The sequence below is a fragment of the Methylobacter sp. genome, from assembly GCF_023227905.1.
Classification (GTDB): Bacteria; Pseudomonadota; Gammaproteobacteria; order Methylococcales; family Methylomonadaceae; genus Methylobacter_A.
On record NZ_JALOCF010000011.1, the window covers coordinates 1 to 25,999 of the forward strand.

The 25,999-nt window shown below is 49.9% G+C and carries 20 protein-coding genes; 16 read left to right on the forward strand and 4 right to left on the reverse strand.

The window, feature by feature from the left end:
- The 15 genes from M0R47_RS06435 to M0R47_RS06505 all read left to right on the forward strand — a co-directional run.
- On the forward strand, window positions 1–935 hold a 935-nt coding region (locus M0R47_RS06435), incomplete at its 5' end, for an Ig domain-containing protein (protein ID WP_292552003.1).
- Between the two features lie 29 nt (window positions 936–964).
- The gene (locus M0R47_RS06440; RefSeq protein ID WP_292552005.1) at window positions 965–1,978 is read left to right on the forward strand and encodes a methionyl-tRNA formyltransferase; all 1,014 of its coding nucleotides are present in this window, start codon (window positions 965–967) and stop codon (window positions 1,976–1,978) included.
- A gap of 134 nt (window positions 1,979–2,112) precedes the next feature.
- A complete protein-coding gene (locus M0R47_RS06445) occupies window positions 2,113–4,770 on the forward strand; it encodes a galactose oxidase-like domain-containing protein (RefSeq protein WP_292552008.1) in 2,658 nt (885 codons plus the stop codon).
- 92 nt (window positions 4,771–4,862) lie between these two features.
- Entirely contained in the window at window positions 4,863–5,369 is a 507-nt protein-coding gene (locus tag M0R47_RS06450) for an acyltransferase (protein ID WP_292552011.1), read from the forward strand.
- Window positions 5,370–5,543: 174 nt separating this feature from the next.
- Window positions 5,544–6,587, forward strand: coding sequence for a Gfo/Idh/MocA family oxidoreductase (locus tag M0R47_RS06455; RefSeq protein ID WP_292552015.1), 1,044 nt, complete (start codon window positions 5,544–5,546; stop codon window positions 6,585–6,587).
- Entirely contained in the window at window positions 6,584–7,702 is a 1,119-nt protein-coding gene (locus tag M0R47_RS06460) for a DegT/DnrJ/EryC1/StrS family aminotransferase (protein WP_292552018.1), read from the forward strand. Before M0R47_RS06455 ends, M0R47_RS06460 begins: the two co-directional genes overlap by 4 nt.
- Window positions 7,703–7,957: 255 nt before the next feature.
- Entirely contained in the window at window positions 7,958–8,959 is a 1,002-nt protein-coding gene (locus M0R47_RS06465) for an NAD-dependent epimerase/dehydratase family protein (protein ID WP_292552021.1), read from the forward strand.
- Window positions 8,956–10,170 carry a DegT/DnrJ/EryC1/StrS family aminotransferase gene (locus tag M0R47_RS06470; RefSeq protein WP_292552024.1) on the forward strand — a complete coding sequence of 405 codons (1,215 nt, stop codon included), beginning with the start codon at window positions 8,956–8,958 and terminating at the stop codon, window positions 10,168–10,170. The genes M0R47_RS06465 and M0R47_RS06470 overlap by 4 nt, the downstream gene beginning before the upstream one ends.
- Before the next feature lie 22 nt (window positions 10,171–10,192).
- Window positions 10,193–11,908, forward strand: coding sequence for a lipopolysaccharide biosynthesis protein (locus M0R47_RS06475; RefSeq protein WP_292552026.1), 1,716 nt, complete (start codon window positions 10,193–10,195; stop codon window positions 11,906–11,908).
- A gap of 23 nt (window positions 11,909–11,931) precedes the next feature.
- The gene (locus tag M0R47_RS06480) at window positions 11,932–12,687 is read left to right on the forward strand and encodes a CpsD/CapB family tyrosine-protein kinase (protein ID WP_292552029.1); all 756 of its coding nucleotides are present in this window, start codon (window positions 11,932–11,934) and stop codon (window positions 12,685–12,687) included.
- 242 nt (window positions 12,688–12,929) lie between these two features.
- Window positions 12,930–13,814: a glycosyltransferase family A protein gene (locus M0R47_RS06485; RefSeq protein ID WP_292552032.1), complete on the forward strand. Its 885-nt coding sequence runs from the start codon at window positions 12,930–12,932 to the stop codon at window positions 13,812–13,814.
- A 2-nt stretch (window positions 13,815–13,816) separates the two neighbouring features.
- Window positions 13,817–14,110 (forward strand): hypothetical protein, encoded by a 294-nt coding sequence (locus M0R47_RS06490; RefSeq protein ID WP_292552035.1) that lies wholly within the window; start codon window positions 13,817–13,819, stop codon window positions 14,108–14,110.
- Complete coding sequence (gene asnB, locus M0R47_RS06495) at window positions 14,110–16,008, forward strand: asparagine synthase (glutamine-hydrolyzing) (RefSeq protein WP_292552039.1); 1,899 nt, start codon at window positions 14,110–14,112, stop codon at window positions 16,006–16,008. The genes M0R47_RS06490 and asnB overlap by 1 nt, the downstream gene beginning before the upstream one ends.
- A gap of 9 nt (window positions 16,009–16,017) precedes the next feature.
- Complete coding sequence (locus M0R47_RS06500) at window positions 16,018–17,394, forward strand: hypothetical protein (protein WP_292552042.1); 1,377 nt, start codon at window positions 16,018–16,020, stop codon at window positions 17,392–17,394.
- 140 nt (window positions 17,395–17,534) lie between these two features.
- Entirely contained in the window at window positions 17,535–18,476 is a 942-nt protein-coding gene (locus tag M0R47_RS06505) for a glycosyltransferase family 2 protein (RefSeq protein ID WP_292552044.1), read from the forward strand.
- Between the two features lie 417 nt (window positions 18,477–18,893).
- Here the strand turns inward: M0R47_RS06505 and M0R47_RS06510 are convergent, their stop codons facing one another.
- Window positions 18,894–21,140: a hypothetical protein gene (locus M0R47_RS06510; protein WP_292552048.1), complete on the reverse strand. Its 2,247-nt coding sequence runs from the start codon at window positions 21,138–21,140 to the stop codon at window positions 18,894–18,896.
- Window positions 21,141–21,911: 771 nt separating this feature from the next.
- A complete protein-coding gene (locus M0R47_RS06515) occupies window positions 21,912–22,445 on the reverse strand; it encodes a DUF924 family protein (protein WP_292552051.1) in 534 nt (177 codons plus the stop codon).
- 340 nt (window positions 22,446–22,785) lie between these two features.
- On the opposite strand from M0R47_RS06515, the gene M0R47_RS06520 reads away from it, so the two are divergent.
- Window positions 22,786–23,478, forward strand: coding sequence for a TSUP family transporter (locus M0R47_RS06520; protein ID WP_292552054.1), 693 nt, complete (start codon window positions 22,786–22,788; stop codon window positions 23,476–23,478).
- 153 nt (window positions 23,479–23,631) lie between these two features.
- Here the strand turns inward: M0R47_RS06520 and M0R47_RS06525 are convergent, their stop codons facing one another.
- Complete coding sequence (locus M0R47_RS06525; RefSeq protein WP_292552057.1) at window positions 23,632–24,090, reverse strand: hypothetical protein; 459 nt, start codon at window positions 24,088–24,090, stop codon at window positions 23,632–23,634.
- A 374-nt stretch (window positions 24,091–24,464) separates the two neighbouring features.
- A complete protein-coding gene (locus tag M0R47_RS06530; RefSeq protein WP_292552060.1) occupies window positions 24,465–25,778 on the reverse strand; it encodes an amino acid permease in 1,314 nt (437 codons plus the stop codon).
- Window positions 25,779–25,999: the final 221 nt, after the last annotated feature.

Genomic DNA, 25,999 nt, shown 5'->3' on the forward strand with positions numbered 1-25,999 from the left:
CCACCGGAACCTATTCCGACAGCAGCACGCAAGATCTTACCAGCCAGGTAGCGTGGACTTCTTCAAACACGGCCGTAGCCACGATCAACACCAGTGGGCTGGCGACCGGCGCCGTCGGCGGCAGCGCCACGATCACGGCGTCGTTAAGCGGCGTCAGCGGCAGCGCGACGCTGACCGTCCAGTCGGCGCCGGCGTTGGCCATCACGACCTCCTCGCCGCTGGCTAGCGGGACAGTCGGCACAGCTTATTCGGCGACGTTGGCAGCGAGTGGAGGTAGTCCATCCTACACATGGTCGATTACAAGCGGCTCGCTGCCTGCCGGGTTGACTTTGCAAGCCAGCACCGGGGTGATCGATGGTGTACCGACTACGGCCGGTACCTATAGCTTCACTGTCCAGGTGAGTGACAGCCTGGCAGTAACCAGCAGCAAGAATTTCAGTATTACTGTCTCCGCAACTCAAGCATCAACGATTGGGTTGACCATCCAAGGCAGCGTCTTGGACAGTTGGGCCAGCAATCACCTGAACGGCTCGAAAGTCACCACCAGCAGTGGCGGCACGATCAATTCGCTGTCGGTGTACGTGGGCGGCATCGATGCCCTGAGCAGCAACCAAAGCTATCAGTTGGCGATCTACACGGACAATGCCAATAAGCCGGGAACCTTGGTGGCCAGCTCGGCGACCGGCACGCTCACGGCCAATTCCTGGAACACCTTGCCGATCACTGCCACGCTACAGCCCAATACCCCTTACTGGCTGATGTACAACACCAACGGCCGGACCTCGACCGTCAACAACATGTACTACAACAATGGCACAACCGGACAGGGGGCGTACGCCAGCAGCGGGGTCATTTTCGGAACCTGGCCGTCGACCTTTCCGGCTTCGCAACTGACTAAAGCGGTCTACTCGCTCTACGCTACCTTTGGACCCTAATCGATGATTAATTTAATAGGAATGCCTTTATGAATACTTTATTCATCGGCAGTACAAAACGAGGCTTTCAGACCCTCACCGCAATTATCGAAGCGGGCCATACAGTCTGCGGAGTGATCAGCCTTTTGCAAGATCCTCACGAGCTTGATCACTATGAGGAACCGATACGGCAACTGGCTGAAACGCACGATATTCCAATATATGAAACACGGTGGTTGAAAGAGCGGGATTATGTATCGTTGATACGTGATGAGCTGAAACCCGACATCGCTTTAGTTGTCGGTTGCCGGTTAATAATTCCGGAAGCGATTTATACATTGCCGCCTTTAGGGACTCTAGCTGTTCATGATTCGCTACTTCCTGAGTACCGAGGATTTGCCCCTCTTAATTGGGCCATCATAAACGGCGAGACCGAAGGCGGGGTTACTCTTTTTTACCTGAATCCACTTATGGATGGCGGCGATATCGTAGGGCAGAAACAGATTCCCATAGGCCCTCATGATACCGGGCCTGAAATTTACAACAAGGTGTGCCGCGACACGGTCGATTTGGTGATCGAGTACTGGCCTCGTTTGGCCGAAGGCACTGCCCCCAGGTTAAAGCAGGACTATAACAGCGGCAGCTTTACCTGTAGCCGAACCCCGACTGACGGCATGGTCGATTGGTCTGGCTCTACTCGTCAAATCTACAACTTAATCCGAGCCTTGGTATACCCGTATCCAGGCGCTTTCACGTTTTTCCGGGGAGAGCGGGTGGTCATCCGCAAGGCTCTGCTCTTGGATGCGGCGCCTTTATATCGGGGACGAATCCCAGGGCGAATCGTTAGAGTCGAAAAGGTCGACGGTTTCGTAGACGTTTTGACAGGCGATGGCATGTTAAGAATCCATGAGGTCGAGTACCAAGGAAAATTACTTCCGGCGGCGGAGGTAATTACTTCGGTAAAAGAGCGACTGGGAATAGATATTTTTCAACTTCAAGAGCAAGTTCGCGAGCTTCAATTGTGTGTCTCCGAATTAGTTCAATCACAGAAAGAGGAAGCATAAACATGAAAGAAAGAGCATATCTGAGGTCTAATTGCGGCTTCAGTACAAAAACAATCAAGTTTTTCGCAGGAGGCGGATTCCGATTCATAAACGTGCTGAGCTTGATTCTGGCACTGGCTCTTCCAGTTGTTGCAATGCCGACGTTCGCTGCAGTGATTATAGGAAATACCGGAGTTGGTACATCGCTGGACTCCGGAAGCAGCAATTCTTTAAACGGTTCCAAGGTTAATGTCGGTTCTACGGGTGTTGGCTTGGAATCGATAAGTGTACGCGTGGGAAATGTCGATGTGAGCCCGAACAATCAATATCAATTGGCAGTTTATACCAATAATAATGGTGTTCCCGGCACACTCGTTGCCCAATCGGCGAGTGGAACTCTGACACCTAATGGTTGGAATACCTTGCCGATCAGCGCCACGCTACAGCCCAATACCAGCTATTGGCTGATGTACAATACCAACGGCCGGACGTCGGCCGTCAACAACATGTACTACAACAACAACGGTACGGCCGGGCAGGGGGCGTACGCCAACAGCGGGGTCACTTTCGGAACCTGGCCAGCGACCTTTCCGGCCGCTAAGCTGACCAAGGCGGTCTACTCGCTTTATGCGACAGGTCTAGACTCTGTGGCTAACTCCGTCCCGCCTTCAGTGTCGATGACTGCTCCGTCACCAGGCTCCACTTTGGCAGGAACCATAACGCTTAGTGCTACAGCCAGCGACGATGTGAGCGTTCCGAGCGTGCAGTTCCAGATCGATTCGGCCAACTTCGGAGCGCCAATTGCCGCTGCACCCTATAACTTATCCTGGAACACACAGCTGAGCAGCAACGGCACTCATACCCTTACAGCGATTGCAACTGATGGGTCCGGCAACCAGACCACCTCGGCTCCCGTCACGGTTACCGTTAGCAACGCCGATCTGCGGAGCCAGATCGGAGAATGGTCACCATTGATGAATTGGCCTCTCGTAGCCATTCACGCGTCCTTGCTCAAAAACGGCAAAGTGCTGGTCTGGGATGATGAGGAACATGATGGGATTTTTGGTCAGGTCCATCCCAAAGTTTGGGATCCAGCGTCTAATGGATTAATTGACACTCCAATTATCAGTGAAGAACTCTTCTGTGCGGGTCATGTGAATCTGGCGGATGGCCGGGTATTCTCCGCTGGCGGCCATTTGCCACGCGCTGGCGAGAGCGGTATCAAATCCACTTATCTTTATGATGCGGATGCCAACACTTGGACGCGCACTGGCGATATGGCTTATGACCGCTGGTATCCGACCCTGACGAAGCTGAGTGACGGACGGGTGGCTATCATTAGCGGCCAAATCACAACCGGCGTCTTCGCCGATGTTCTGGAAATTTACGATCCCGGTACAGGTCTGTCTAGCCCCGTACCGTCGATCAATACCAGCCAAATGCAGGAGGAAGAGTACCCACTCGACTTCCATTTACCGAACGGAACAATCCTGGCCATTTCTCCTGAACATGACCCTGTGCAACTACTGGACGTGGAAGCTAACACTTGGACCCATGTCAATACGACACCGGTCCACCTCGGTTCAGCAGTCCAGTATCGTCCGGGCAAGATCCTGATGTCGGGCGGTGGGCAAGCTTTCCAAAGCCCATCAACAGGCCTAACGGCAGTGTTGGATATGAATGAGCCGGCGCCAACGTGGAGAACCACGGCTTCGATGTCTTCCGGCCGGTATATGCACAATCTGGTCATGCTGCCTAACGGCGAAGTGCTCGCCGTCGGTGGCTCGAAGATTGCCTATGAGCGGAACGTTGAAGGTGTGCTGCCGTCGGAGATTTGGGATCCCGGCCTGGAAACCTGGACAACGGTAGCTCCGCTAGGCGTGTCCCGTATGTACCATTCGACCGCCTTATTGCTACCGGATGGCCGGGTACTCGCGGCTGGAGGAGGTCATCTTGGTAACCTGCCTAGTCAGTATTCTGCCGAGATCTATTCTCCCCCGTACCTTTTCAAGGGGCCTAGACCCACCATTACCAGTGCGCCGGAGTCCGTACCGTATGGAACTGCCACGTTCACGGTCGATAGTCCTGAGGCTGACAACATTGCGTCTGTATCTCTCATTGCGCTCGCTTCAGTCACGCACTCTATCGACATGAATCAGTTCTATACCGAACTTTCATTCACTAAAGGCAATGGTCAGCTGAGCATTACCGCTCCACAAAATGGAGACCAAGTACCCGCTGGTCACTACATGCTTTTTATTGTGAATAATGCCGGTGTACCTTCAGTGTCCCGGATCATCAAGATCGGTTCTGCAACTGCACTGCCGCCACCGCCGCCGTCCACGACAGTCGGCCTGAATGCCAAAGGCAGCCTATTGGATAGCGGAGCCAGCAATCACCTGAACGGCTCGAAAGTCACCACCAGCAATGGCGGCACGATCAGCTCGCTGTCGGTGTACGTGGGCGGCATCGATGCCCTGAGCAGCAACCAAAGCTATCAATTGGCGATCTACACGGACAACGCCAATAAACCGGGCACCCTGGTGGCAAGTTCGGCGACCGGTACGCTAACCGCAAATTCATGGAATACCTTGCCGGTCAGCGCCACGCTACAGCCCAATACCCCTTATTGGCTGATGTACAACACCAACGGCCGGACGTCGGCCGTCAACAACATGTACTACAACAACGGCGCCAGCGGACAAGGGGCGTTCAGCAGCAGCGCGGCCAGTTTCGGCACCTGGCCGGCGACTTTTCCAGCCTCTCAGCTGACCAAAGCCGTCTACTCGCTCTACGGTACTTTTGGACCCTAAATGATGACGTTCGATATGCGCTATCTGTGGCTATTGCGTTGTTCGAAACAACCGGCATCGATTGTTTAAATAAGTAAAAAAGGACAATAAAAATGATCAGTAAAGATGTTCAATTAGGCAATGAGGTCATGATTCCTCACCTCGATCTCGTCAATCTCTATGGTTGCACTATTGGAGACGGTTCCAAAATCGGCACATTCGTTGAGATACAAAAAGGCGTTTCGGTAGGTGCCCGCTGCAAAATATCCAGTCATACGTTTATTTGCGAAGGCGTTGATATCGAGGACGGGGTCTTCATAGGCCACGGTGTTATGTTCACCAACGATATTTATCCGAGAGCCGTTAACCCGGAAGGCGGGCTGCAAACCGAGGCAGATTGGCAAGTTATCAAAACCCAGGTCAAGGCCCGCGCCTCTATCGGCAGCAACGCGACCATTCTCTGCGGCATTACGATTGGTGAAGGGGCTTTGATCGGGGCCGGAGCTGTGGTCACCCGCGATGTGCCCGATTATGCAATTGTCGCCGGCGTCCCAGCCCGGGTCGTTGGAGATGCTCGCATACGCGAAGAGTCGCGCGATACCGTGGCAAGTTTTGCCTAGGCCATTGGCTACCAAGGGTTGTTTTCAGCAGCTTGGCTGAGTCTGACTTTTATGGCGGTGGCCACCGGAATTGTTCTCAATCCTCGGCGACTTATTGTTGCTATGCAAAGTGGTCGGTTTTTTAGCAATACAGAAAGCAATACAAATGTTTCATTCCAAATTAAGGAGAATCACATGATTAAAATAGGTGTTATTGGATATGGTTACTGGGGACCCAATTTGGTGAGGAATTTCGCCGAAACACCCGGAATTACAGTTGCCTGTGTGGCTGATCTCGATCCGAAAAAGCTCGAAATCGTTCAGAAGCGCTTCCCTGGGATAAACACCACAACGCGTTTCCAGGATCTGCTTGAGGACAAAGATATCGACGCTATCGCGATAGCGACTCCGGTCAATAGCCATTTCGAATTGGGAATGGCCGCTCTCAAGGCCGGCAAGCATTTATGGCTGGAAAAACCGTTGACAGAAACCTCCGAGCAGGCGCGCAAGCTGGTCAATGAAGCTGAAAAGCGCAAACTTGTGCTGATCGTCGATCATACCTTCATCTACACAGGTGCGGTGCGCAGAATGGCGGATTTGGTAAAGGCTGGAGAAATCGGCCATATTCATTACTACGATTCCACTCGAATCAATCTCGGCTTGTTTCAACGCGATGCCAACGTCATCGCCGACTTGGCGGTGCATGACTTTTCGATCCTGGACTATCTACTAGGGGAACAGCCAATAGCGGTATCCGCCGTCGGTACCAACCACTTTCCCAACACACCGGAAAATGTGGCCTACATTTCGTTGTTTTATGAATCAGGAATGATAGCGCATGTCAATGTGAGTTGGTTGGCTCCGGTAAAACTGCGCCAGATACTGATTGGCGGCAGCAAGAAAATGATCATCTACGACGATCTGGAGCCAAGCGAAAAGATCAAGATTTATGATAAGGGCGTCAGTTTTACCGATGATCCGCAGAAGATTTATGAAATGCGGGTCGGCTATCGCACAGGGGACATGTGGGCACCGCAGATAGACTCTTCAGAGGCCTTGCGCATCGAGGGAGAGCATTTTGTCGATTGTATCGTAAACGGCAAGACGCCGCTGACCGACGGTGCTCTGGGATTGCGGGTAGTGGAATTAATCGAGGCGGCGACCCGTTCGATGAAAGAACATGGTCGATCCGTTGAAATCAATGGAACGACTATGTTCCAAGGCAGGAGAGTAGCATGATACCGTTTGTAGACTTAAAAGCTCAGTATGCAGGAATTAAGGATGAAGTGAACGTCGCCATTCAAGGCATATTGGAATCCTGCCAGTTTACCTTGGGAAGCGAAGTGGCTGCGTTTGAGGAGGAGTTTGCCACTTATTGCCAGGCCCAATACGGGATCGGCGTGAACACCGGAACCAGCGCCTTGCATCTGGCTTTGTTAGCGGCCGGTATTGGCCCCGGCGATGAGGTGATTACCGTTCCCTTTACCTTTGTTGCAACCGTCGCGGCAATTTACTATACCGGCGCTACGCCCGTATTTGTCGACATCGATCCTCGTACTTTCACGATCGATGTAGACGCAATCGAAGGCGCAATCACCGAACGAACCAAAGCCATTTTGCCGGTGCATTTGTACGGCCAGCCGGCAGACATGGACCCCATCCTGGACATCGCCAAGCGCCATGGCTTGATAGTCATCGAAGATGCGGCTCAAGCTCATGGTGCGGAGTACAAGGGCAGGCGCGTCGGTAGTTTGGGCGACATGGGATGCTTTAGTTTTTATCCCGGCAAGAACCTGGGCGCTTACGGTGAAGGCGGCATGGTGGTTACCAGTAACGCCGAATACACCCGCACCATCCGCATGCTCCGCGATTGGGGAGCAGAGCAGAAATACCACCACGTGCTCAAGGGCTACAACTTCCGGCTGGAGGGCATTCAAGGAGCGGTTCTCAGGGTCAAGCTGCGTCACCTGGAAAAATGGACCGAAGCCCGGAGAACTGCGGCCGCGCACTACGACGAGCTATTGTCCGACAGTGGCGTACAGACACCGGAGGCAATGCCCTATGCCCGGCACGTCTATCACGTCTATGCGATCCGTACCCAGCAGAGAAGTGAATGGCAACAGGCGTTGCAAGACAAAGGCATACAGACCGGCATCCACTATCCAATCCCTGTGCATCTCCTGCCGGCTTATGCCGACCTGGGCTATAGCAAGGGTGATTTTCCTCATTCGGAGCAGGCGGCCAACGAAGTGCTTTCCCTGCCGATGTTCGCCGAGTTAAGCCGGGCTCAATGCCAGGAAGTCTGCGAGGCCGTTACCATGCTCGCGAATCAGGAAGCGGTTGAACTCGCGTAGCTGAACGGAGACGATGACATGCAAGAGGCGCTGCCACTGTTGATTTACCCTACAACGCAAGAATATCGACGTACGGGATAGCATTGGCAAGCGCCACCGGTTTTTTGGTTTTGTGGGTGACGCAACGCAGGAAAGAGTGGGATTTTAATGGGTCTCGGTAGCAATGTTATGAGTAGCGTTGACTTGCCGTTAGGGTCAGCCGCAGTATTTTTTCAAAATGAAATAAAGATCTCAATAGAGAGGGTAAGCTGAACAATGGATATTAAAAATTCAAACATACTGGTGACTGGCGGTTGTGGTCTGGTTGGCTCCACAACTATAGATTTATTACTGCGGGACTATTCACCAGCAAGCATCGTCATTCTCGATGATTTAAGCCGAGGGACTCTGGCCAATGTTGAAGCAGCCTTGAAAGATCCTCGTGTGACACTGATTCAGGAAGATATCCGCGACCCTGAGTCCGTTCATAACGCTATGCGAGGCATGGATGCGGTGATCCACATGGCAACCCTTCGCATCACCGCCTGTGCAGCCAACCCGCGCGAGGCGATGGGCGTCATGTGCGATGGCAGCTTCAATGTCGTGGAAGCCGCGCAGGCCGCTGGGGTAAAAAAGATAGTGGCGGCATCCTCTGCATCGATCTATGGCTTGGCGGACACTTTTCCTACGCGCGAGGATCATCATCCTTACAACAACCGCACCTGGTACGGCGCCAGCAAAATTATGCTGGAAGGGTTGCTACGCTCTTGGAATGACATGTACGGCCTGCCGTACGTGGCGTTGCGCTATTTTAATGTCTATGGTCCGCGCATGGATATTCATGGCAAATACACCGAAGTGCTAATCCGCTGGATGGAACGCATCGCTACGGGGCAGCCGCCACTGATCCTGGGGGATGGAACTCAAACCATGGATTTCATCTACATCGAAGACGTCGCCCGATCCAATATCTTGTCCTTGCAATCGGAACTGACCGATGATGTTTTCAATGTCGCCAGCGGTACCGAGACCAGCCTCAATGACTTGGCAGCCGCTCTTCTTAAGGTGATGGGGTCCGACCTGCAACCGGAGTATGGACCAGAGCGATCTGTGAACCCTGTATCCCGGCGCTTGGCCGATACGACCAAGTCTGAACAACTGCTCGGGTTCAAGGCGCAGGTTAGTCTGGAAGACGGGCTTTCTCGGCTGGTCGACTGGTGGCAGACGAGTAAGGCGGCGGAGGTGCAACACACAAGCGAGATGGAGGTGGCATTATGATTATGGTCCCAATCACTAAACCCATGATGAGCGAAAATGAGGCAGAGGCAGCACGGCGCGTTATCTTGAGCGGCTGGACCAGCCAGGGACCGGAAGTTGCCGCGTTTGAGAAGGAGTTTGCAGAATACGTAGGGGCGCCCTATGCCTGCGCGGTATCCAGTTGTACCACTGCCTTGCATTTGGCGCTGCTGGCGGTAGGCGTGCAGCCGGGCGATGAAGTTATAACCGTCAGCCACTCTTTTATTGCCACCGCCAATGTGATTCGCTATTGCGGCGCCACGCCGGTATTCGTCGACATCGATCCGGTTACGTTCAATATGGATCCCAAGTTGATTGAAAGCGCAGTGACGGAGCGTACCCGAGCCATTTTATGTGTGCATCAGATCGGGATGCCCTGCGATCTTGCGGCAATCGTTGAAATAGCGCGCCGTTATTCGCTGCCCGTCGTTGAGGATGCCGCTTGTGCCATCGGCAGTGAGATTCTTTGGCAGGGACAATGGGAAAAGATCGGCAAACCGCAAGGCGATATTGCCTGCTTTTCGTTTCACCCGCGCAAGGTGATCAGCACCGGCGATGGCGGAATGATTACTACAGCGAGCGAGGAATGGGACGCGAAGTTCAGGTTGTTGCGACAACATGGCATGAGTGTCCCCGATACCGTTCGGCATGGCTCAAGCCAGGTGATTTTCGAGTCTTATCCTATTGTCGGCTACAACTTCCGCATGACTGATATTCAGGCGGCGGTTGGCCGGGAGCAGCTAAAGCGTCTACCCGAGATTGTCGGCAAGCGCCGGGAGTTAGCTTCCCGCTACAAGTCGCTTCTCGCAGAGACGCCGGGGCTGGGCTTACCGAAAGAGCCGGAGTGGGCGCGCAGTACCTGGCAAAGCTTTTGCGTTCGACTGCCTGCCGGATCAGACCAGCGCCAGGTTATGCAGTCCATGCTGGATATAGGGGTGGCGACGCGCAGAGGTGTGATGTGCTCACATCGTGAAGACTCTTATCCGGCTAATACCTGGTTATGCGCCGGTAGAATTGGGGAGGGTGGCTGTACGACAGGATCATGCCAGTGCCTTCGGCACAGCCAAGAGGCCCAGGATCGCACTATGATCTTGCCGTTGTTTCCTCAAATGAGCTTTGAGCAGCAAGATTACGTAGTAAAGGCGCTTCAAGATGCATTGCTTCATGATGCACTGGAGTTATGTGTTAGCTAAGTAAAATTCTCATTTTAAAATTATGGAACAGAACACTAAAACACTAGCTGATTACCTTGACCTCGTTAAACGGCGCAGGTATTACATTGTAGTCACGTGGCTGCTTGTCAGTTTAATATCGGTAATCGTTGCTTATAATTTACCCAAAACTTACCGCTCAACGGCAACGCTCTTAATTGAAGCGCCGATTATTTCAACAAAGCTTTTTGAATCGACAGTCTCTCAATATGCAGATGAGTTGATCCAGTCAATCTATCAAAGAGTCATGACAACCGACAATGTGTTTTCGATTATTGACTCGAGTGATCTTTATAATGATTTTAAAGGGAGCGTTACGAAATATGAGTTAGCGGATTTGTTCAAGGGCAATACTGAAGTTAAGTTGACTACTTCTACTTTAACCCCGAAGGCCAATTCAGCAATGGCTGAGATCGCCTTTGATATTTCATTTAGTGATAATGATGCAACTCAGGCAAAAGAGATAGCGGGTAAGTTAGCCGCGCTATTCATTGAGCAAAATGAGAAGGCCCGAACTCAGCGTGCTATTAAGGCGGCTGGTTTCCTTATGGAAGAGTCAAACAAGCTAAACCGGGAACTCCAGGAAATTGACCACAAAATTGCGGCCTATAAGGAGCAAAATAATTTCACCTTGCCGGAACAAGTGCAGGGGAATCTGGCAGCAATAGATCGTGCGGAAAACGAGCTGAGAGATACCGATAGCCAGATCCGATCTACAAAGGAAAGGATTGCTTTCTTAGCTGTAGAGTTGGCGAGAGCGCAGCAAGAGCTGCCTGTTAGGCTTGATGACAAATCGTCCCAGAGCGGGGCAGATTCTTTAAGCCTCTTGCGGGCCAAATACCTTCAATTTTCGAGCATTTATTCCTCTACACATCCGTCGGTGGTTCGCCTGAAACGGGAAATAAAGGCTTTGGACCCGAGCTTTGAAGGACAACCATTTGAAGAAGATGTTATCAGACAGATGGCGGAGGCCAAGCGCGAACTTAAATTATTGGAAGAAACGTATGCCGGTAATCACCCGGATATCGCCAAACACAAAAAACAAATCGCTAGGCTAGAGCAACAATTGAGAAATACGCCGTCGCGTTCTCAGCTAGGGCAAGTGGCGACAGCCATGAATACGACTAATCTGGCTTATTTGGGGGTAGAAACGCAATACAAAGGCAGCCAGGCAGAGCTTCAAGCGTTGATGCAGAAACAGGATTATCTAAAAGCAAAGCTTGAGAAAATGCATGACATCCTCTTGCAGGCTCCGCAGGTTGAAATTGGCTATACCAACTTGATAAGAGAGCGGGATAACACTATCAAGAAATACACTCAGCTCAAGGAGAAACTGCTGGATGCCAAATTGGTTCAAACAATGGAAGAGCAGGAACAGGGGCAAACCCTTACCATCATTGAAGAACCGACTCGCCCTTTACATCCGGAAAAAGCCATCAGAAGAAAAGTAGCCATCGGCGGTTTGTTTGTGGGAATCATTGCAGGTTTTGGTGTTGCTTTTCTTGTCGAATTTATGGAGCCAGGCATTAGAGGGTACCGGGCAATCAGACAAGTCACCGGGCTTATGCCGCTACTTGTAATTCCCTATATCGAGTCCCCGGCCGAGATTGAAGAACGCATTGCTAAGCAGAAGCGAAATAGGAAAATTGCAGTCTGGTCTGGCGCAGCTCTGACCCTGTGGACTATCGCCGTTTTAATATATTTCTTTTTCCTTTCGTGAGTGCCTTTCCTGGAGAAAAATTGATGAACACAAATGCTAATGAACATCCACTCGACTCGATACGGTACACGAAAACTCAAAAGGTTATTGCTGATAAGGATGTGCTGCTAAATAACCGGGTCATCATGGGACTCAACAACGACCCCCGAGCGGATTTGTTTCGTGTGCTCAGGACGAGCGTTCTCAAGCAGCTGCGGGAGAATAGCTGGAACAGCATCGCTATAACGAGCGCGACGCCAGGAGCCGGAAAAACTTTCGTATCCGTAAACTTGGCGATTGCCATAGCGATGGAGGGAAATCAAAGCGTTTTGCTGGTCGACGCTGATCTCAAATGCCCAAGAGTAGGCAAATGCATGGGTCTTGAGTGGGAGTTCGGTCTTGTCGATTGCTTGAAAATGAATGTTTCTGTAGAGGACACTTTAATCAACCCCGGCATTGAGCGTCTGGTTGTACTGCCTGGGAATCATTCCAGCAACAATTCTTCGGAATTGATTTCATCCAGAAAGATGGTCAATCTGATTAACGAGATTAAATCCCGTTATGAATCCCGAATCATTATTTTCGATCTTCCGCCGCTTTTTGCAGCGGACGATGCGATGGTATTGATGCCTTATGCCGATGCCGCGCTACTTGTTGTAGAGGATGGGAAAAATACTTCCGAAGAGCTTCAGCATTCCATGTACATGCTGGAACAGACCAACCTGCTTGGATTGGTTCTAAACAAGTCGAGACAACCACTGCCAACATACCAGTATGGATATGTGTCCGAGGCGGGTTAGACATGACGGGTAAGCTTTGGATAAGAGTGTGCTGCAAATGAAAGTGTGCAGTAAAAAATTGCGATTGTTTTTCACATTGAATTTTGAAGCGATAAGGACACGTAAAGAGCAAAGTATTTATCAGTTAGGAAGCGGGTCAATCATTGCAACTATCGTATGCGGCCGAATCAATGAGGTTCATACAGAATCAGGAGATTGGCAGTTTCAGTTATTCTTAAAAACTTTTACAGGAGTGCCAGAAATTGAACACTAAACATAAATACATAGTTATAACGCCGGTACGAGATGAGGCGCTCTATATAGAAAGAACGCTCGAATCCGTTTCTCGTCAGACTATTCTGCCTTCCCAATGGATAATTGTGGATGACGGTTCAGTTGATGGCACGGGTGAAATACTGGATATTCACGCAGCCCAGACCGGCTGGATAAAAGTGATACACAGAGAAAATCGGGGATTCCGGGCTGCCGGCGGCGGAGTCATGGAAGCTTTCTATGCGGGCTACTCTGTACTGAACGATGAAGATTGGGATTTCATCGTCAAGCTGGACGGTGACCTGTCGTTTTCCCCGGATTATTTCGAACAGTGTTTCAAAATTTTTGATGCCGAACAGGAATTGGGAATTGGCGGAGGAACAATCTGCCGGTTAGAAAACGGTCAGCTCAAGGTGGATTCCGAAGGAGACCCGCAATTTCATGTTAGAGGGGCAACCAAAATTTACCGCCGCGCCTGTTGGGAAAAAATCAACCCGTTGGTTAAAGCCTCGGGCTGGGACACCATAGATGAAGTCAAGGCCAACCTGCACGGCTGGACGACACGGACTTTTGCTGACCTCAACCTGGTCCAGCACAAGCCCACTGGCGGAGCGGAAGGTTTTTGGCGCGACCGTTTCAAAAATGGGCGCGCTAACTACATTACGGGCTATCATCCGATTTTCATGTTGGCCAAATGTGTGAAGAGGGCCCTGCGTAAACCGTTCATTCTTGAGTCGATAGCATTGTTGGCAGGATTTTGTACAGGCTATTTGAAAGGGATACCGCAGGTGAAGGACGTCGAGGCCATCCGCTACCTACGGCAGCAGCAGATTCGGTTCCTGTTACGCCAGCCCGGCATATACGGACAGCCTTAACAATGGCTTTTTATCCAACACCAAGGGTATTGGCTGGTCGTCCCGTTATTGCCGGTAACTGGAATTCCAAGGGTTATCTCCGAAAGAGCATCGGGTCGATTTTATTCACTAGCCTTGGCGTTGAGCATGAAGCCGAAGCTGGAATTCCGATGTTTTCGAGGATCACGGTGACGCGCTGCAGGATAGCGATTCGCAAGCCCTTTGTATCCAGTGCAGCCTTAATAGGGCGCTCATGCGCGCCACTCATCCCGAGACAAAGCAATACCGACGGCCTGAACTTCGATAAGGAAAGTTAATGTGTGGAATTTGTGGAAAACTGAACTTTAACCGGCAAAATCCTGTTGGCCAGGGGCTTATCCGCCAGATGATGGATATGATTCAACATCGAGGACCGGACGGGAGCGGAGAGTTCCTGTCTGGACCTGTTGGCTTGGGGCATCGCCGACTGAGCATCATTGATTTGGATACCGGCGGACAACCGATGTCCAATGAAGATGGCACGGTGTGGGTGGTTTACAACGGGGAAATCTATAACTTCCACGAGCTGCGGACCGAGCTTGAGGGAAGAGGCCATCAATTCAAATCGTCAACGGATACTGAAGTCATTGTCCATTTATATGAGGAACTGGGCGATCAATGCGTGGCTCGGCTCAGAGGTATGTTTGCCTTTGCCCTTTGGGATGAGCGCCAACAGCGGCTGCTGTTGGCTCGCGATCGTGTTGGCGTAAAACCCTTGTACTACGCCAATACCGGCAAGTCCCTGCTTTTTTCCTCTGAAATGAAGTCTCTTCTCGTTGATCCTGACATCGACCGTCGGATCAACCCGCAAGCTATAGACAGGTTTCTTACTTACTATTATTTGGCGGGTAATGAAACGTTGTTCGAAGGTATCCTTAAACTGGATCCCGGTCATTACCTTACCGTACAGGATGGACGGGTGTCAGTAGAGCAGTACTGGGATTTGCACTTTGAAATACCCGCATGCCCGCCTAGCTTCGATGAGGCTGTCGATAGTTTGCGGAAATTGCTTAGCCGTACCGTAAAGGATCACATGATTAGCGATGTACCGGTGGGCGTGCTGTTAAGCGGTGGCGTGGATTCTACAGGCATACTGAGCTATGCGGTTCAGCACGCGGATAGGCCGCTGCACACATTTACCATGGGCTTTAGCGGAGCGGGATTTCAGGATGAGCGGCCCTACGCCAAGTTGGCCTCGCAAAAATTCGGCACCATTCATAATGACATCTCAATGTCCGCCACTGATTTTCGCGACTTTCTTCCCAAGTATGTCTGGCACATGGAAGAGCCGGTCTGTGAGCCTCCTGCAATAGCGCTGTATTTTGTGTCGCAGCTGGCAAGGCAATCTTCAGTCAAAGTGCTGTTGTCGGGTGAAGGAGGCGACGAGGCCTTTGGCGGTTATCAAACTTACCGAAATCTGCTCATGTTTGAGAAATTGAAATCAACCTTTGGTCCGGCTAAACAGGTTCTGGGCTTGGGATTTCAAGCACTAGGACGCGCAGGCTTTAAGCGATTCGGAAACTATGCGAATCTGGTCGAGCCTACGCTTGCGGAATACTATTTGAGCCGCACAGCAACGCCTTACACGCCTTTCAATCAACTCAAGCCGGAGCTTTATAGCAGCGAATTTGCGGCACTTCTTGGTACGCAGCCACAGGTATTGCACACACGCAAATTGTTCGAGCGGATGAACGGTCAACCCCTGCTAAACAGTATGCTGTACGTGGACACTAAGACTTGGCTACCGGACGACCTGTTGGTCAAAGCGGATAAAATGACGATGGCGGCATCGGTTGAGCTTCGGGTTCCTCTGCTCGATTACAGGGTTCTTGAATTTGCAGCTTCGCTGCCGCTTCATTACAAAGTAAAGGGCAGGGAGCTGAAGCGCATCCTGAAGGCAGCTTTGGTCGAGACCGTTCCCCAGGAAATTCTGAACCGGAAAAAGACCGGCTTCCCGGTCCCCTACGATGGCTGGATGCGTAAGGAGATGAAGGACTTTGTATCTGACACAATATTGGCAAGCAATGGAGGGGGCGATTCGTATTTTTGTAAGGAGGCGGTTACCAACCTGCTGCAAACGCATCAGCAAGGTAAAGGCTATTCCAAAGAGGTTTTCAGCTTGCTTGTGCTGGCGCTTTGGCACCAGCAGTTTGCTAGCGTATCGCCAACGGCTTGAGTTCGTAAAATGAATCCCATAGGAATGGTATTTACATTAATCGCCAGCGTATTTATTGTTGCGTTGCCGAGGAGATTGGCACCAATTCCTTTGTTGCTGGGGGCCTTGTATATAACCCGTGATCAAATACTGATGGTTGGGCCGGCTCATTTTACCGTAGTACAGATTTTGATAACTGTCGGCATGGTTCGCGCGCTAGTGAGAGGGGAGTTTTTCGCAAGTAGAATGAATAGCATGGATGGGTTCCTTATGCTATGGGCCTTATGGATGTTCGGCAGCAGTGCTTTTCATACATCCGGTACTTGGGTGTTTCGAGCCGGAATCTTGTGGACTAGTCTGGGCAGTTATTTTTTATTCCGGGCATTTATCCGGAATGACGAAGACATTAAGCATGTGTATAAAGTGTTATGCGTTCTTTTGGTTCCAGTCGCGATACTTATGATTTTGGAAAAGTTTGCCGGCAAGAATTATATAGCTGAGCTTGGTGGCGTAAGCCTTTCTCCCGAATTTCGAGAAGGGCGTTTCCGGGCTCAAGGTGCGTTTGCGCATGCGATTTTAGCTGGAACAGTTGGGGCCGGGTGCATTCCTATGGCTTTATATTTTTGGAAAAGTAACCGCAAACTTTCTCTGCTAGGTTTTTTGGGTGCAGGAGGAGTGCTTTTTGCCGCCACATCAAGCGGTCCGATCATGATGCTAATTTTTAGCATATTCGGATTATTACTCTGGAAAACTCGCGCATACCTGCGAACTCTCCGCTGGCTTGCCTTGGTTGCAGTTATTATCTTGGACATGATAATGAAAGCGCCTGTTTACTTTCTTATGGCACGAATTGACATTTCGGGAGGAAGTACAGGTTACTATCGGGCGCAGCTGATTCGTTCGGCCCTTGAACATTTGCATGAATGGTGGACAGTTGGTACGGATTACACGCGGCATTGGATGGCAACAGGGCAGCATGCCAACGATCAGCATGCCGATATAACGAATCACTTTTTGGCGATGGGTGTTAGCGGCGGGCTTTTGCTGATATGCCTTTTTGTCACCGTCCTGGTTGTCGCATTTAATATGGTAGGAAAGGCGCTACGGGAGAATGAAAATAAATCGGTAGAACATTGCTATCTCATCTGGACATTAGGGGCGACCTTGTTTGGGTACGTGTGGGTCTTTTTTTCTATTTCTCTTTTCGACCAATCCGTAGTGTTCTTCTTCCTTATTTTGGCCTGCATTAGTGCCGTTCAAGCTACAAAGCTTGTTGCGGCTGTTGAAACCAAACAACCCGCTATGGGTATTAGACAATCGCGCTATGTCACGGCTGGAGGGAATAACTCGAAAGAAAGCTCGGGCAGCGGAAAACAAACTCGCTTTGGAGAATCAGTCGTTGAGTAAACCGCACTTTAAAGCGACAGCCAATTATTGAGCAAGCCGTGCAAAAACCATCCATTTGGAGGCGCTTTTACAGTCTAATTTCATGTCACGCATGTTATGCATGATTCCCCTTTTTTTAAACTTACTCGGACATTACAAGCATGAAATCAATTTCCGTCATTATCGTTAGCTGGAACGCCCGCGACTATTTGCGGGATTGTCTGGATTCAATTCGCGAAACAGGTGCATCCTGCGTGCAGGAGGTGATTGTGGTGGATAATGCCTCTAAGGACGGCTCGCCGGAAATGGTAGCAAAACATTTTCCGGAGGTAACGTTGATCCAATCGGAAGAAAACCTTGGCTTTGCACGGGCGAATAATCTGGCCATGAAGCATGCTAAGGGTTCCATCCTTGCCCTGGTGAATTCGGATGTTATCGTTCACCCCGGCTGTTTCGAAAAGCTTGCCGCGTATCTTGAACAACATCCCGAGGTCGGTATGGTGGGGCCACGAATCATTGGGGGAGATGGTCATTTGCAACGCACATGCCGTAAGCTTCCGACGCTATGGAATACCTTGTGCCGGATGCTGACATTCGACCGGATTTTGCCGGATTGGCAGATGTTTTCAGGGTTTGAGGTACCGTATCGTGACTACGATAAGTATATAGAGGCTGAAGTATTGAGCGGTTGTTTCTGCGTAGCAAGAAAAAAGGCAGTGGATGAGGTTGGGGGCATGGATGAGCGGTTTTTCTTCTACGCGGAGGATATTGACTGGTGCAAGCGTTTCTGGGATGCCGGATGGAAGCTGATGTTTGTCCCTGACGCTACCGCAACGCATTTTGGCGGCGGCAGCACGGCAAATGCGCCACTTCGTTACAGCATTGAAATACTGCGAGCCACTTTGAAATATTGGCGGAAGCATTATGGCATTGCGGGGCAGATCGCTTGCTATTTTCTCATACTGGCACATCATGGATTTCGGCTAGTGGTTCGCGGCATAAAGCAAAGCCTAGGCATTGGGCGCTCAATTGAAAGCAAATATAAACTGGAAAAAGACTTTGTCTGTTTGCGTTGGCTGATGACCGGGAAGGGTGTTGCATAACCAGCACATTGCGGATTGGCTACCTGGAGCAGCCGCATCGGTGTTTGGTTTAAAAGTTGTACGCTGGACTTGATCTGTCAGTTTCAAACATTCGTTTGGATTGAACCTGACACTGACAGATTCAGTTCGGCCATTTCCAGCCTGTCGATAAGTATTTTCGAATGTCAGCTATAAGTCACAAATTGTTCGTTCAACATTGGATTAACGAGCGCTGTTTAGGCGTCAGCCTTGGACAGTTTATTAGGACTCATGCCAAGCTATCCTGCCTAGCACCTCCGGGTGAATGCAAATTGTTCCGGACAGATTTGTGCTGGACCCGTTAGAGCGCGTAGCGAATCCATAACTGCACCGATGCGCATAGTCAAAAAGGCGGCCATTGGATCACCAAACGTAAATCAACCGCCAACAAGAATTTTGTTATTTTCCACTCTCCCTGTCAGCGCAAATAACCCCGAACTCCTCTATTTCTTTGGGATTCAATTCGCAAAATTTGCGCTCAAAGTTGGTTTGGGTAAAGTTGAATACAAAGTTAAACGTGTAATCGCGTTTTTCCACGTCTTCGCAATCGGAAGATTCGTTCCGACAATTTTCTTGATTCGGCAGTTCGGGTTTTCGTAAATCGCTATGCGCGCCCATTAGAGGAGTATGGGAGTCGTAAACGTGTCCGGCATCGAAGGAGTAAAATTTTTCCCTTTGCCATAAGGTTTCGCCAGGACTGAAATCCGTCGACATGTCCGCAACAAAAGGTTCGGCGCTGAATCGGCTGAAAGTGAGTGGACCTATATTGGGTGCAAAAGGCGGTTTTTTTAGGCTTTTTAAATCGATCAGCGTTTTTTGGCAAGCGATTGGATGTTTGTCATCGATACACTCAGCCTCACCGAACGGTTCCCTTAAGGAGTAATAATCCTCCAATCCCCATAAATTCCCTGCTATCCATCGCCCATCGGCCAAATGGTTCAGGCCGGTTTTGCCCAAACCCGGCTTGTTCAGGCGGAACAAGCCTTGCTCGGATTCGTTCCGATATAACATGTTGGTCGGCAGGAAATAATCCACCGCATTGGCGGTTCCTTTGGCGACGCTTTGCCAGCCGAAACTCGAATCGGATGGGGGCTGATAAAGACCGCCCAGCGTACCGTTCTGGACATGATGCCAGAAATCCCACGGTATGTTGACCAGGCTATAAAATACGAGTCCGACATGGGTATAAATGAGGCTATAGCCGAGATCCACAGGGGCGATCGCTGCCTGCAACAGATGTACCGGCAGCTTCAACCACCGGTTATTATTTTGATAACTTAACTGATCCAGTTTTTTGCTTGCCTGATTCCCGATTTGAGTAATTTGAGTATTCAGGATGTTTTCGCGCAAGCTGAATAAAGCGCCATTCGCATAGTCATAGGTCGTGTAAACGATGGCTTTACGGGAGATGAATCTGAGCGTCTGTGTCGGCGCGAAATTAACAACATCCACAGGATACGATAATTCACCGGGATGGAAGGCCGGGTTAAACAACACCAGCGAATTAATCGGTGTTTCTGTGGTTTTATCGTACCATTCCTTTAATAACAGCGGTTTATGCAGCCCGCTAAACGCAATCTCCAGTTCTCCGAATGGCTTGCGGTGCCCCGTAAGGTCGCACACGGCCAGATCTTTCAATAATTCGCTCGAACCTTTCTTGGTCTGGTTGCAACCGGCTAGATGACTAAATTGTTTGGGACTTGCTGCAATGGATTCCAGCATCCATCGTCTTACCGCTTCCATGCCGGCCATCGTAACCAGTTTAGCGCCATAACTATGTCCAATAAGATGTAATTTAGTCTTTGCCAACGAAACGCAGACATCATCGTCCGGATTCAGCGGATCGGGTTTCATGCAACTGGAGTCAGACACCGATTTATTTGCTTCCTCGCCATTGGCCTGATCCGCCATTTTCCCCTCTTTCAACGTTGTTCTGGATTTTATGGAAGGGATTTGCTTTTGTTTAATTAAACGGTAAATCAGAGCCGACACCGGGACATCCTCGCCCATTATCGCGTCGGCGTCTTGAATCAAGTTGGTGTCAAAATAGCCATAAGGGCTGTCTTTCCAATCCTTATCCAGATAATCGTTCGGATACTGCGGCCCCAATGCAGTTTGTGCCGCATTCAGGCTTTGTTTCCAGGCAGAGAGCATGTGCAACGGGACCTTATCGATAAGGTTAGTGAAAGGCTGTGCGGCCGAATCCATCCCGAACGGCAGGATGGCCTTGGCCATATTGGTGACCGGGCGAGTTGCCGATGTCCACGTTACGAAGATGAAATAGGGCTGAAAGGTGGCGAGCGGTTTGTCGTCCTTCATGAACTTGTCGATCCGTTCCATGTAATTATGGTAATTGGCGATGGCCAGCGGCAAGGTATAATCCCAGCCGTGAGAGATCAGATAAATATCGCTGATGGGAGGCTTATCGAGCGCTTTACGCCACTTCATCTCGACCAGCAAATCCTCGATCGGATGGGTCAACAGGCGGTGGTCGCCGTTGTAAATGGCGAATGTGTAATTATGGCCGCGCACCATGTAAGACTCTTTTTTATGAGGCATATAGGGAGTCAGATGCTTCTCGGTACAGCCATTGAGCAAAAATAGCGCTATGCAGCTGGATAGGGCGAATCGGAAAAGAGAGGCCATGTGTTCTCCTTCTTTTTAGCTTGGTTTCATAACCAAAGTGAGCTTTAAAAATAGCGGATGGCGTTGCCGTTTTTTAACTCATTTTGTAATGAGATCAAGCCGGGTAGGGGCGCATCGCGCATCCTTTCCGAATGCTGAAAAACAAAGCACTGCTCTAAAGCATCTCAACGAGCAATCCATTTCAAATATCAATATTTCCAGCGCCGTTGAACATCGGAAAGGGGCGCGATGCACCCTACCCGACATTTGTAAACGGCCCATTGACTTCCGGGTCGTTAAATTCCGCATCAAGTTCAGCTGTAGTTTCGCCTATAAGGGGCCTTTTCCGTGAGCCGCAGAGCATCAGCGATATAAGCTAACTCATCTGTACTCAGTTCGTCGCTTAGAAATAGCCGACAGAGCGCCTTTTCTTCTTCTAGAGAAACCTTAAGCTCCACATCTTCTTCACAAATGCTAAGTTTTTATCGGTTTTTTTGCCATCAGTATCATTACTGAGGGCAGACGGTGTTTAAATTTTCCAGTCGCTAACCACTACCCTGTTGATATTAGGCATGTAAATTTATGACTGGAAAACTCAGCACTCAATAGTGGCACAGAGTGAAAGCCGTTTTCCACTTTCAGGGCAATGTCAGTTGCACCTTGAAGAGCGGATGTCCTTTAAGGCTTCAACACAGTTTCGACCCTCAGTGGCCTCACGGTACTCACTGCGCCAGAAGTCAGTTTGGCGATGACTTCGCACATTGAATGCCGTTATTTTATTGACGGTTATTTTCAAAACGATGAACCCGGCATTTTCAGAAAATCCATTTCTTCCGGGGTTGAGGTTCGGCCCAGTATGGCGTTGCGGTGTGGATAACGGCCGAAACGGTCGATGATGTCCTTGTGTCGAAGTTCGGATTCGCGGCTGCCCTCCAGGCCCGACTGGCTGAACAAAGAAACCGCAACCGCGTGGATGATCGGTGACTCGCTGTGCATGTAGGGCATGTAAAGGAAAGCTTGCTGTGCGGTGTCCAGTTCGCGGTCGGCATTGGCGGCCACAGCCTTTTGCGCCAGAGCCAGCGCCAGGCTGTCGTTGGCATAGGCTTTGGGATGGCTACGATAGAGATTGCGCGAAAACTGATCAAGAACAATGATTTCAGCTAGTCGGCCGGCTGACTCACGCCAGCCATACAGTTCACAGCGTTCGGCGGCATCATGTAAGGCACCAAAGCGTGACTTGATTTGTCGATCAACATCGCCTGAACGCCCCCACCAAAGCTTGGGGGTGATTTCCTTAAACCAGAAAGCCAGGATATCGTCCGGCATTGGCTGCCTTGAATTCATGTGGTTAGGCTCATAAAAACTGTCCAGTAAGAACAACTGTCTCATTGATCAATTAAAGCAGTTTATTTTAGCAGTGGCTATAAAGGTTACTGAAACAGGTAAAATGTGGACTGCGACCTACAAGTTGACATAAATCAACAGACCAAGCGACTCAAAATAAGGCAGATGATTCTTCAATGACGTTACTCGATTTTTCATTTTAACAAATCCTCGCTATTGCTCTGGTGTTCGTCTGGACCGGCTTTGTTCGGACCGGGCTGGGTTTCGGCGGCGCCGCGCTGGGATTGCCGCTGATGTTATTTATCCATAACAATCCATTGTTATGGTTACCCATCTGATCGGTGTGCATTTATTGTTTTTCTCCGGCTTAACCTTGCTTAACCGTTTGCATAATGTCGATTGGCCGTATTTGCGCTCTTCCGCAATTTACATCCTTCCCGCTGCTTTCGTAGGTGTTTTTGGACTGCTGAACCTGCCAATCTTATGGCTGAATAGTTTTATTTATTCAGTTACCTTGTTTTACGGCTTTACCTGGCTGCTTAACCGAGGCATTCAGAGTCGACATGTTTGGGCAGATAGAGGGTTATTAATGTTAGGCGGATACGTTGCCGGAATTTCTTTGACCGGAGCGCCATTGATGGTTGCAGTCTATATGCGCAACGTCAGCAAACAAAAGTTACGGGATACTTTGTTTATCTTATGGTTCACGTTGGTCAGCATCAAAATGACTACATTTATTGCCTTATCCGTCGATTTGCACTTGTTAACGGCACTGGCGCTGTTACCGATTGCCGCGATAGGGCATATAGTGGGCTTGAAAGCGCATAACGCGATTATGCGCAATGACTTGCTGTTTAAACGCTGGATCGGCGGCGGCTTGGTGACTTGTGAGTCTGTTGGGATTATGGCAGTTATATCGCCAATTTGTTCAGGACTTTTGATGAAAAACATTGACTTTGAGCTGGCAGTTCCGAAAATTAGTCTCAACGATCTCAGAACCGGTGGGCTTTCTTGAATGCCGGGTTCGGCCATTACGCGACATTCAAAGACTTTAACTTTAAAACCAAAGCAGTCGCTCAACGTGAAGCTCAGCCGAGACAAGCCGCGTAGCTGCTTGATGTCGGCTGGAGCGTAGCGGAAACGTGTCGGTTTGATCGCCACGTTAGACCTAGTGCTTACTGTGGTCGGAGCCAAGCGGTTTTGTTTCTGTGCGAATTTGGTATGACGCATGACACGCGACACATTTGCTCATGGAGCCGCTCAATTGACGTAATGTGAGTTTAGGGTCTTTTTTTGATTCCGCGTCCGAAGCGATTTGATCAAAATCCTGATGCAAGGACATGCCCAACCCCATGAATTCTTTAGGCAACACGCCTTTGAGGTGATCCTCGGCTTTATGCGCCATGCTCATACCCAAGGGACGGGCGTGTTGGGCAACCGCTGCCATGTCATCACTAGAAAGTGCGGCCATGATATTTTGCGTGCCGGATAACAAAGCCCGCATTTCCTCAAGCACATGACCGCGTTGAGCTTCGGAGAGTTTGAGAGTTTGGCGATCGTCATGATCGCCTGCAAACGCAGCGGTTACTAGCAGCAAGCAGGCAATGATTGCTATTGGTTTTTTCAATTGAAGCTCCTTGGTTGAAAGTTAAGTGGTCTAACAAATAATTAAATAGCTCACCTTATATCAACAGCAAATGCTCTTCTACACAATAATTTCTTGATCAGCATGTGATTTTCTTTTCCGTATATCATCGGTGAAGTAATCATGGACGATAATAATTAAATTGCTGCCATTGAATCAGATGAAGCTGTAGACCGCAACGGCTCGAACTCAGTCTTTTAATGATGACGTAGTTCGGCCAAGTGCGGCCACAAAGATAGTGAGTTAATGTCTGCTTCGCGGCTTTTGCTGTCCGTGGGATTTAACTCTTTACCTAACCCCCGCCCCGCAACACGTCATCCGGTGTCATACGGCTAATGCTTAGCGCACTCTACAAGCTAAACATCCATCTTTGCAATCGCTTCGGCCGAAGGTTTAACGAAAAAATAAAGCAAGCCGATAAAGGCCATGATTCCGCCCGCGATTAAAAGTTCTTCTGATTGGGCTTGCGTCAACATCGCTATACACACCCCTAAACCAGTTGCCGGAACAAACGCCGGTACTTCGAAGCGGCTCTTCACTTTGTCTTTTCTCTGTAAGACAATGAGGGCGAGGTTCACGAGCGAAAAACAAATAAGGAGTAAAACACTGGTCGCCCGCGCTAAATCTGAAATGTCTCCGCTCAAGGCTAAAATCAGAAGCACCACTAGCAAGATTAGAATGGCTCGATGCGGAGTTAACCGTTTCGGATGAATATCCGCCAAAAATTTGGGTAGCAGCCCTTGAGATGACATGCCATAAAGAAGGCGCGAACCCATCACGTAGTTTAAAAGTGCGGTGTTCGATACTGCGACGAGCGCAATCAGGCTAAAAATCACCGGCGGAAACCCAGGGACGGCTTTGCCGATCACGTCAACGAGCGGCTGTTTCGATGCCGCCAGCTCCGTTGCAGGGATGATCGAGACCGCGACAATGCTGATCGACATGTAGATGAGGGAGGAAATTGCCACCGATAGAAGTAGGCCCTTTGGCAATGTCCGCTCAGGTTCGACAACTTCCTCACTCACGTTCAGCATATCCTCAAAGCCCACAAAAGAGTAAAAGGTCAGAACGGCTCCGCCTAGAAGAACAGGAACTGTCAGATCGCCGACTGGATTTTGTGCCGTAGTCGCATCGAGGTAATTGACGTTACCAACAAAACTTAACCCCATTAAAATAATAAAAAGGAGACCGCCGATTTCAATGGCGGCTAGAAAACTATTGGTCCAAATCGTTTCCCGAATGCCTATAAAAACAATCATGGCTAAAAAGAGCGCTAATCCAATAATAATGACGGGCTCTGGAAATAGCGGGAAAAGTCCCGAAAAATAGTCGGCAAAAACTCGGCACGCGGTAGCCATCGAAGTAAGACCGGACGCAAGTACCGCAAGGCCCACGGCATAAGCCAAGAAAGGACTCCCGAAAGCTTTATGCGTAATGTAAGAAGCGCCCCCCGCACGCGGGTAGCGCGAGCCTAACGATGCATAAGAAAGTCCGGTAAACGAGGCGGCGATCATACTCACCATAAAGGCCGCCCAGACTGCGTTGCCCATGAGACCAGCGGCTTTCCCGACCAATCCATAGATGCCCGCCCCCAAAATATCGCCCACTCCGTAAAGAACGAGCGGCCACAAAGTAATATGTTTTTTTAAGCTCGCTTTATGGGTTGCCATTTTTTCATGGTTCCTACTGTAAACCTGAATTCCCAGTTGAAACAGTTTAAAGGATGATCCCTAACACGAATAGTGAACACTTCAAAAATCGAGTATTCTCAACGAAAGAGAAGTACTTGCATGAGCACAAAAGTGGAAAACCGCTTTTAACTTTTTCCACTGATCAGCGTGTCTTTGCTACCCATTAAAACTAGGTATTCTTTTATTATCAGTAAGATATA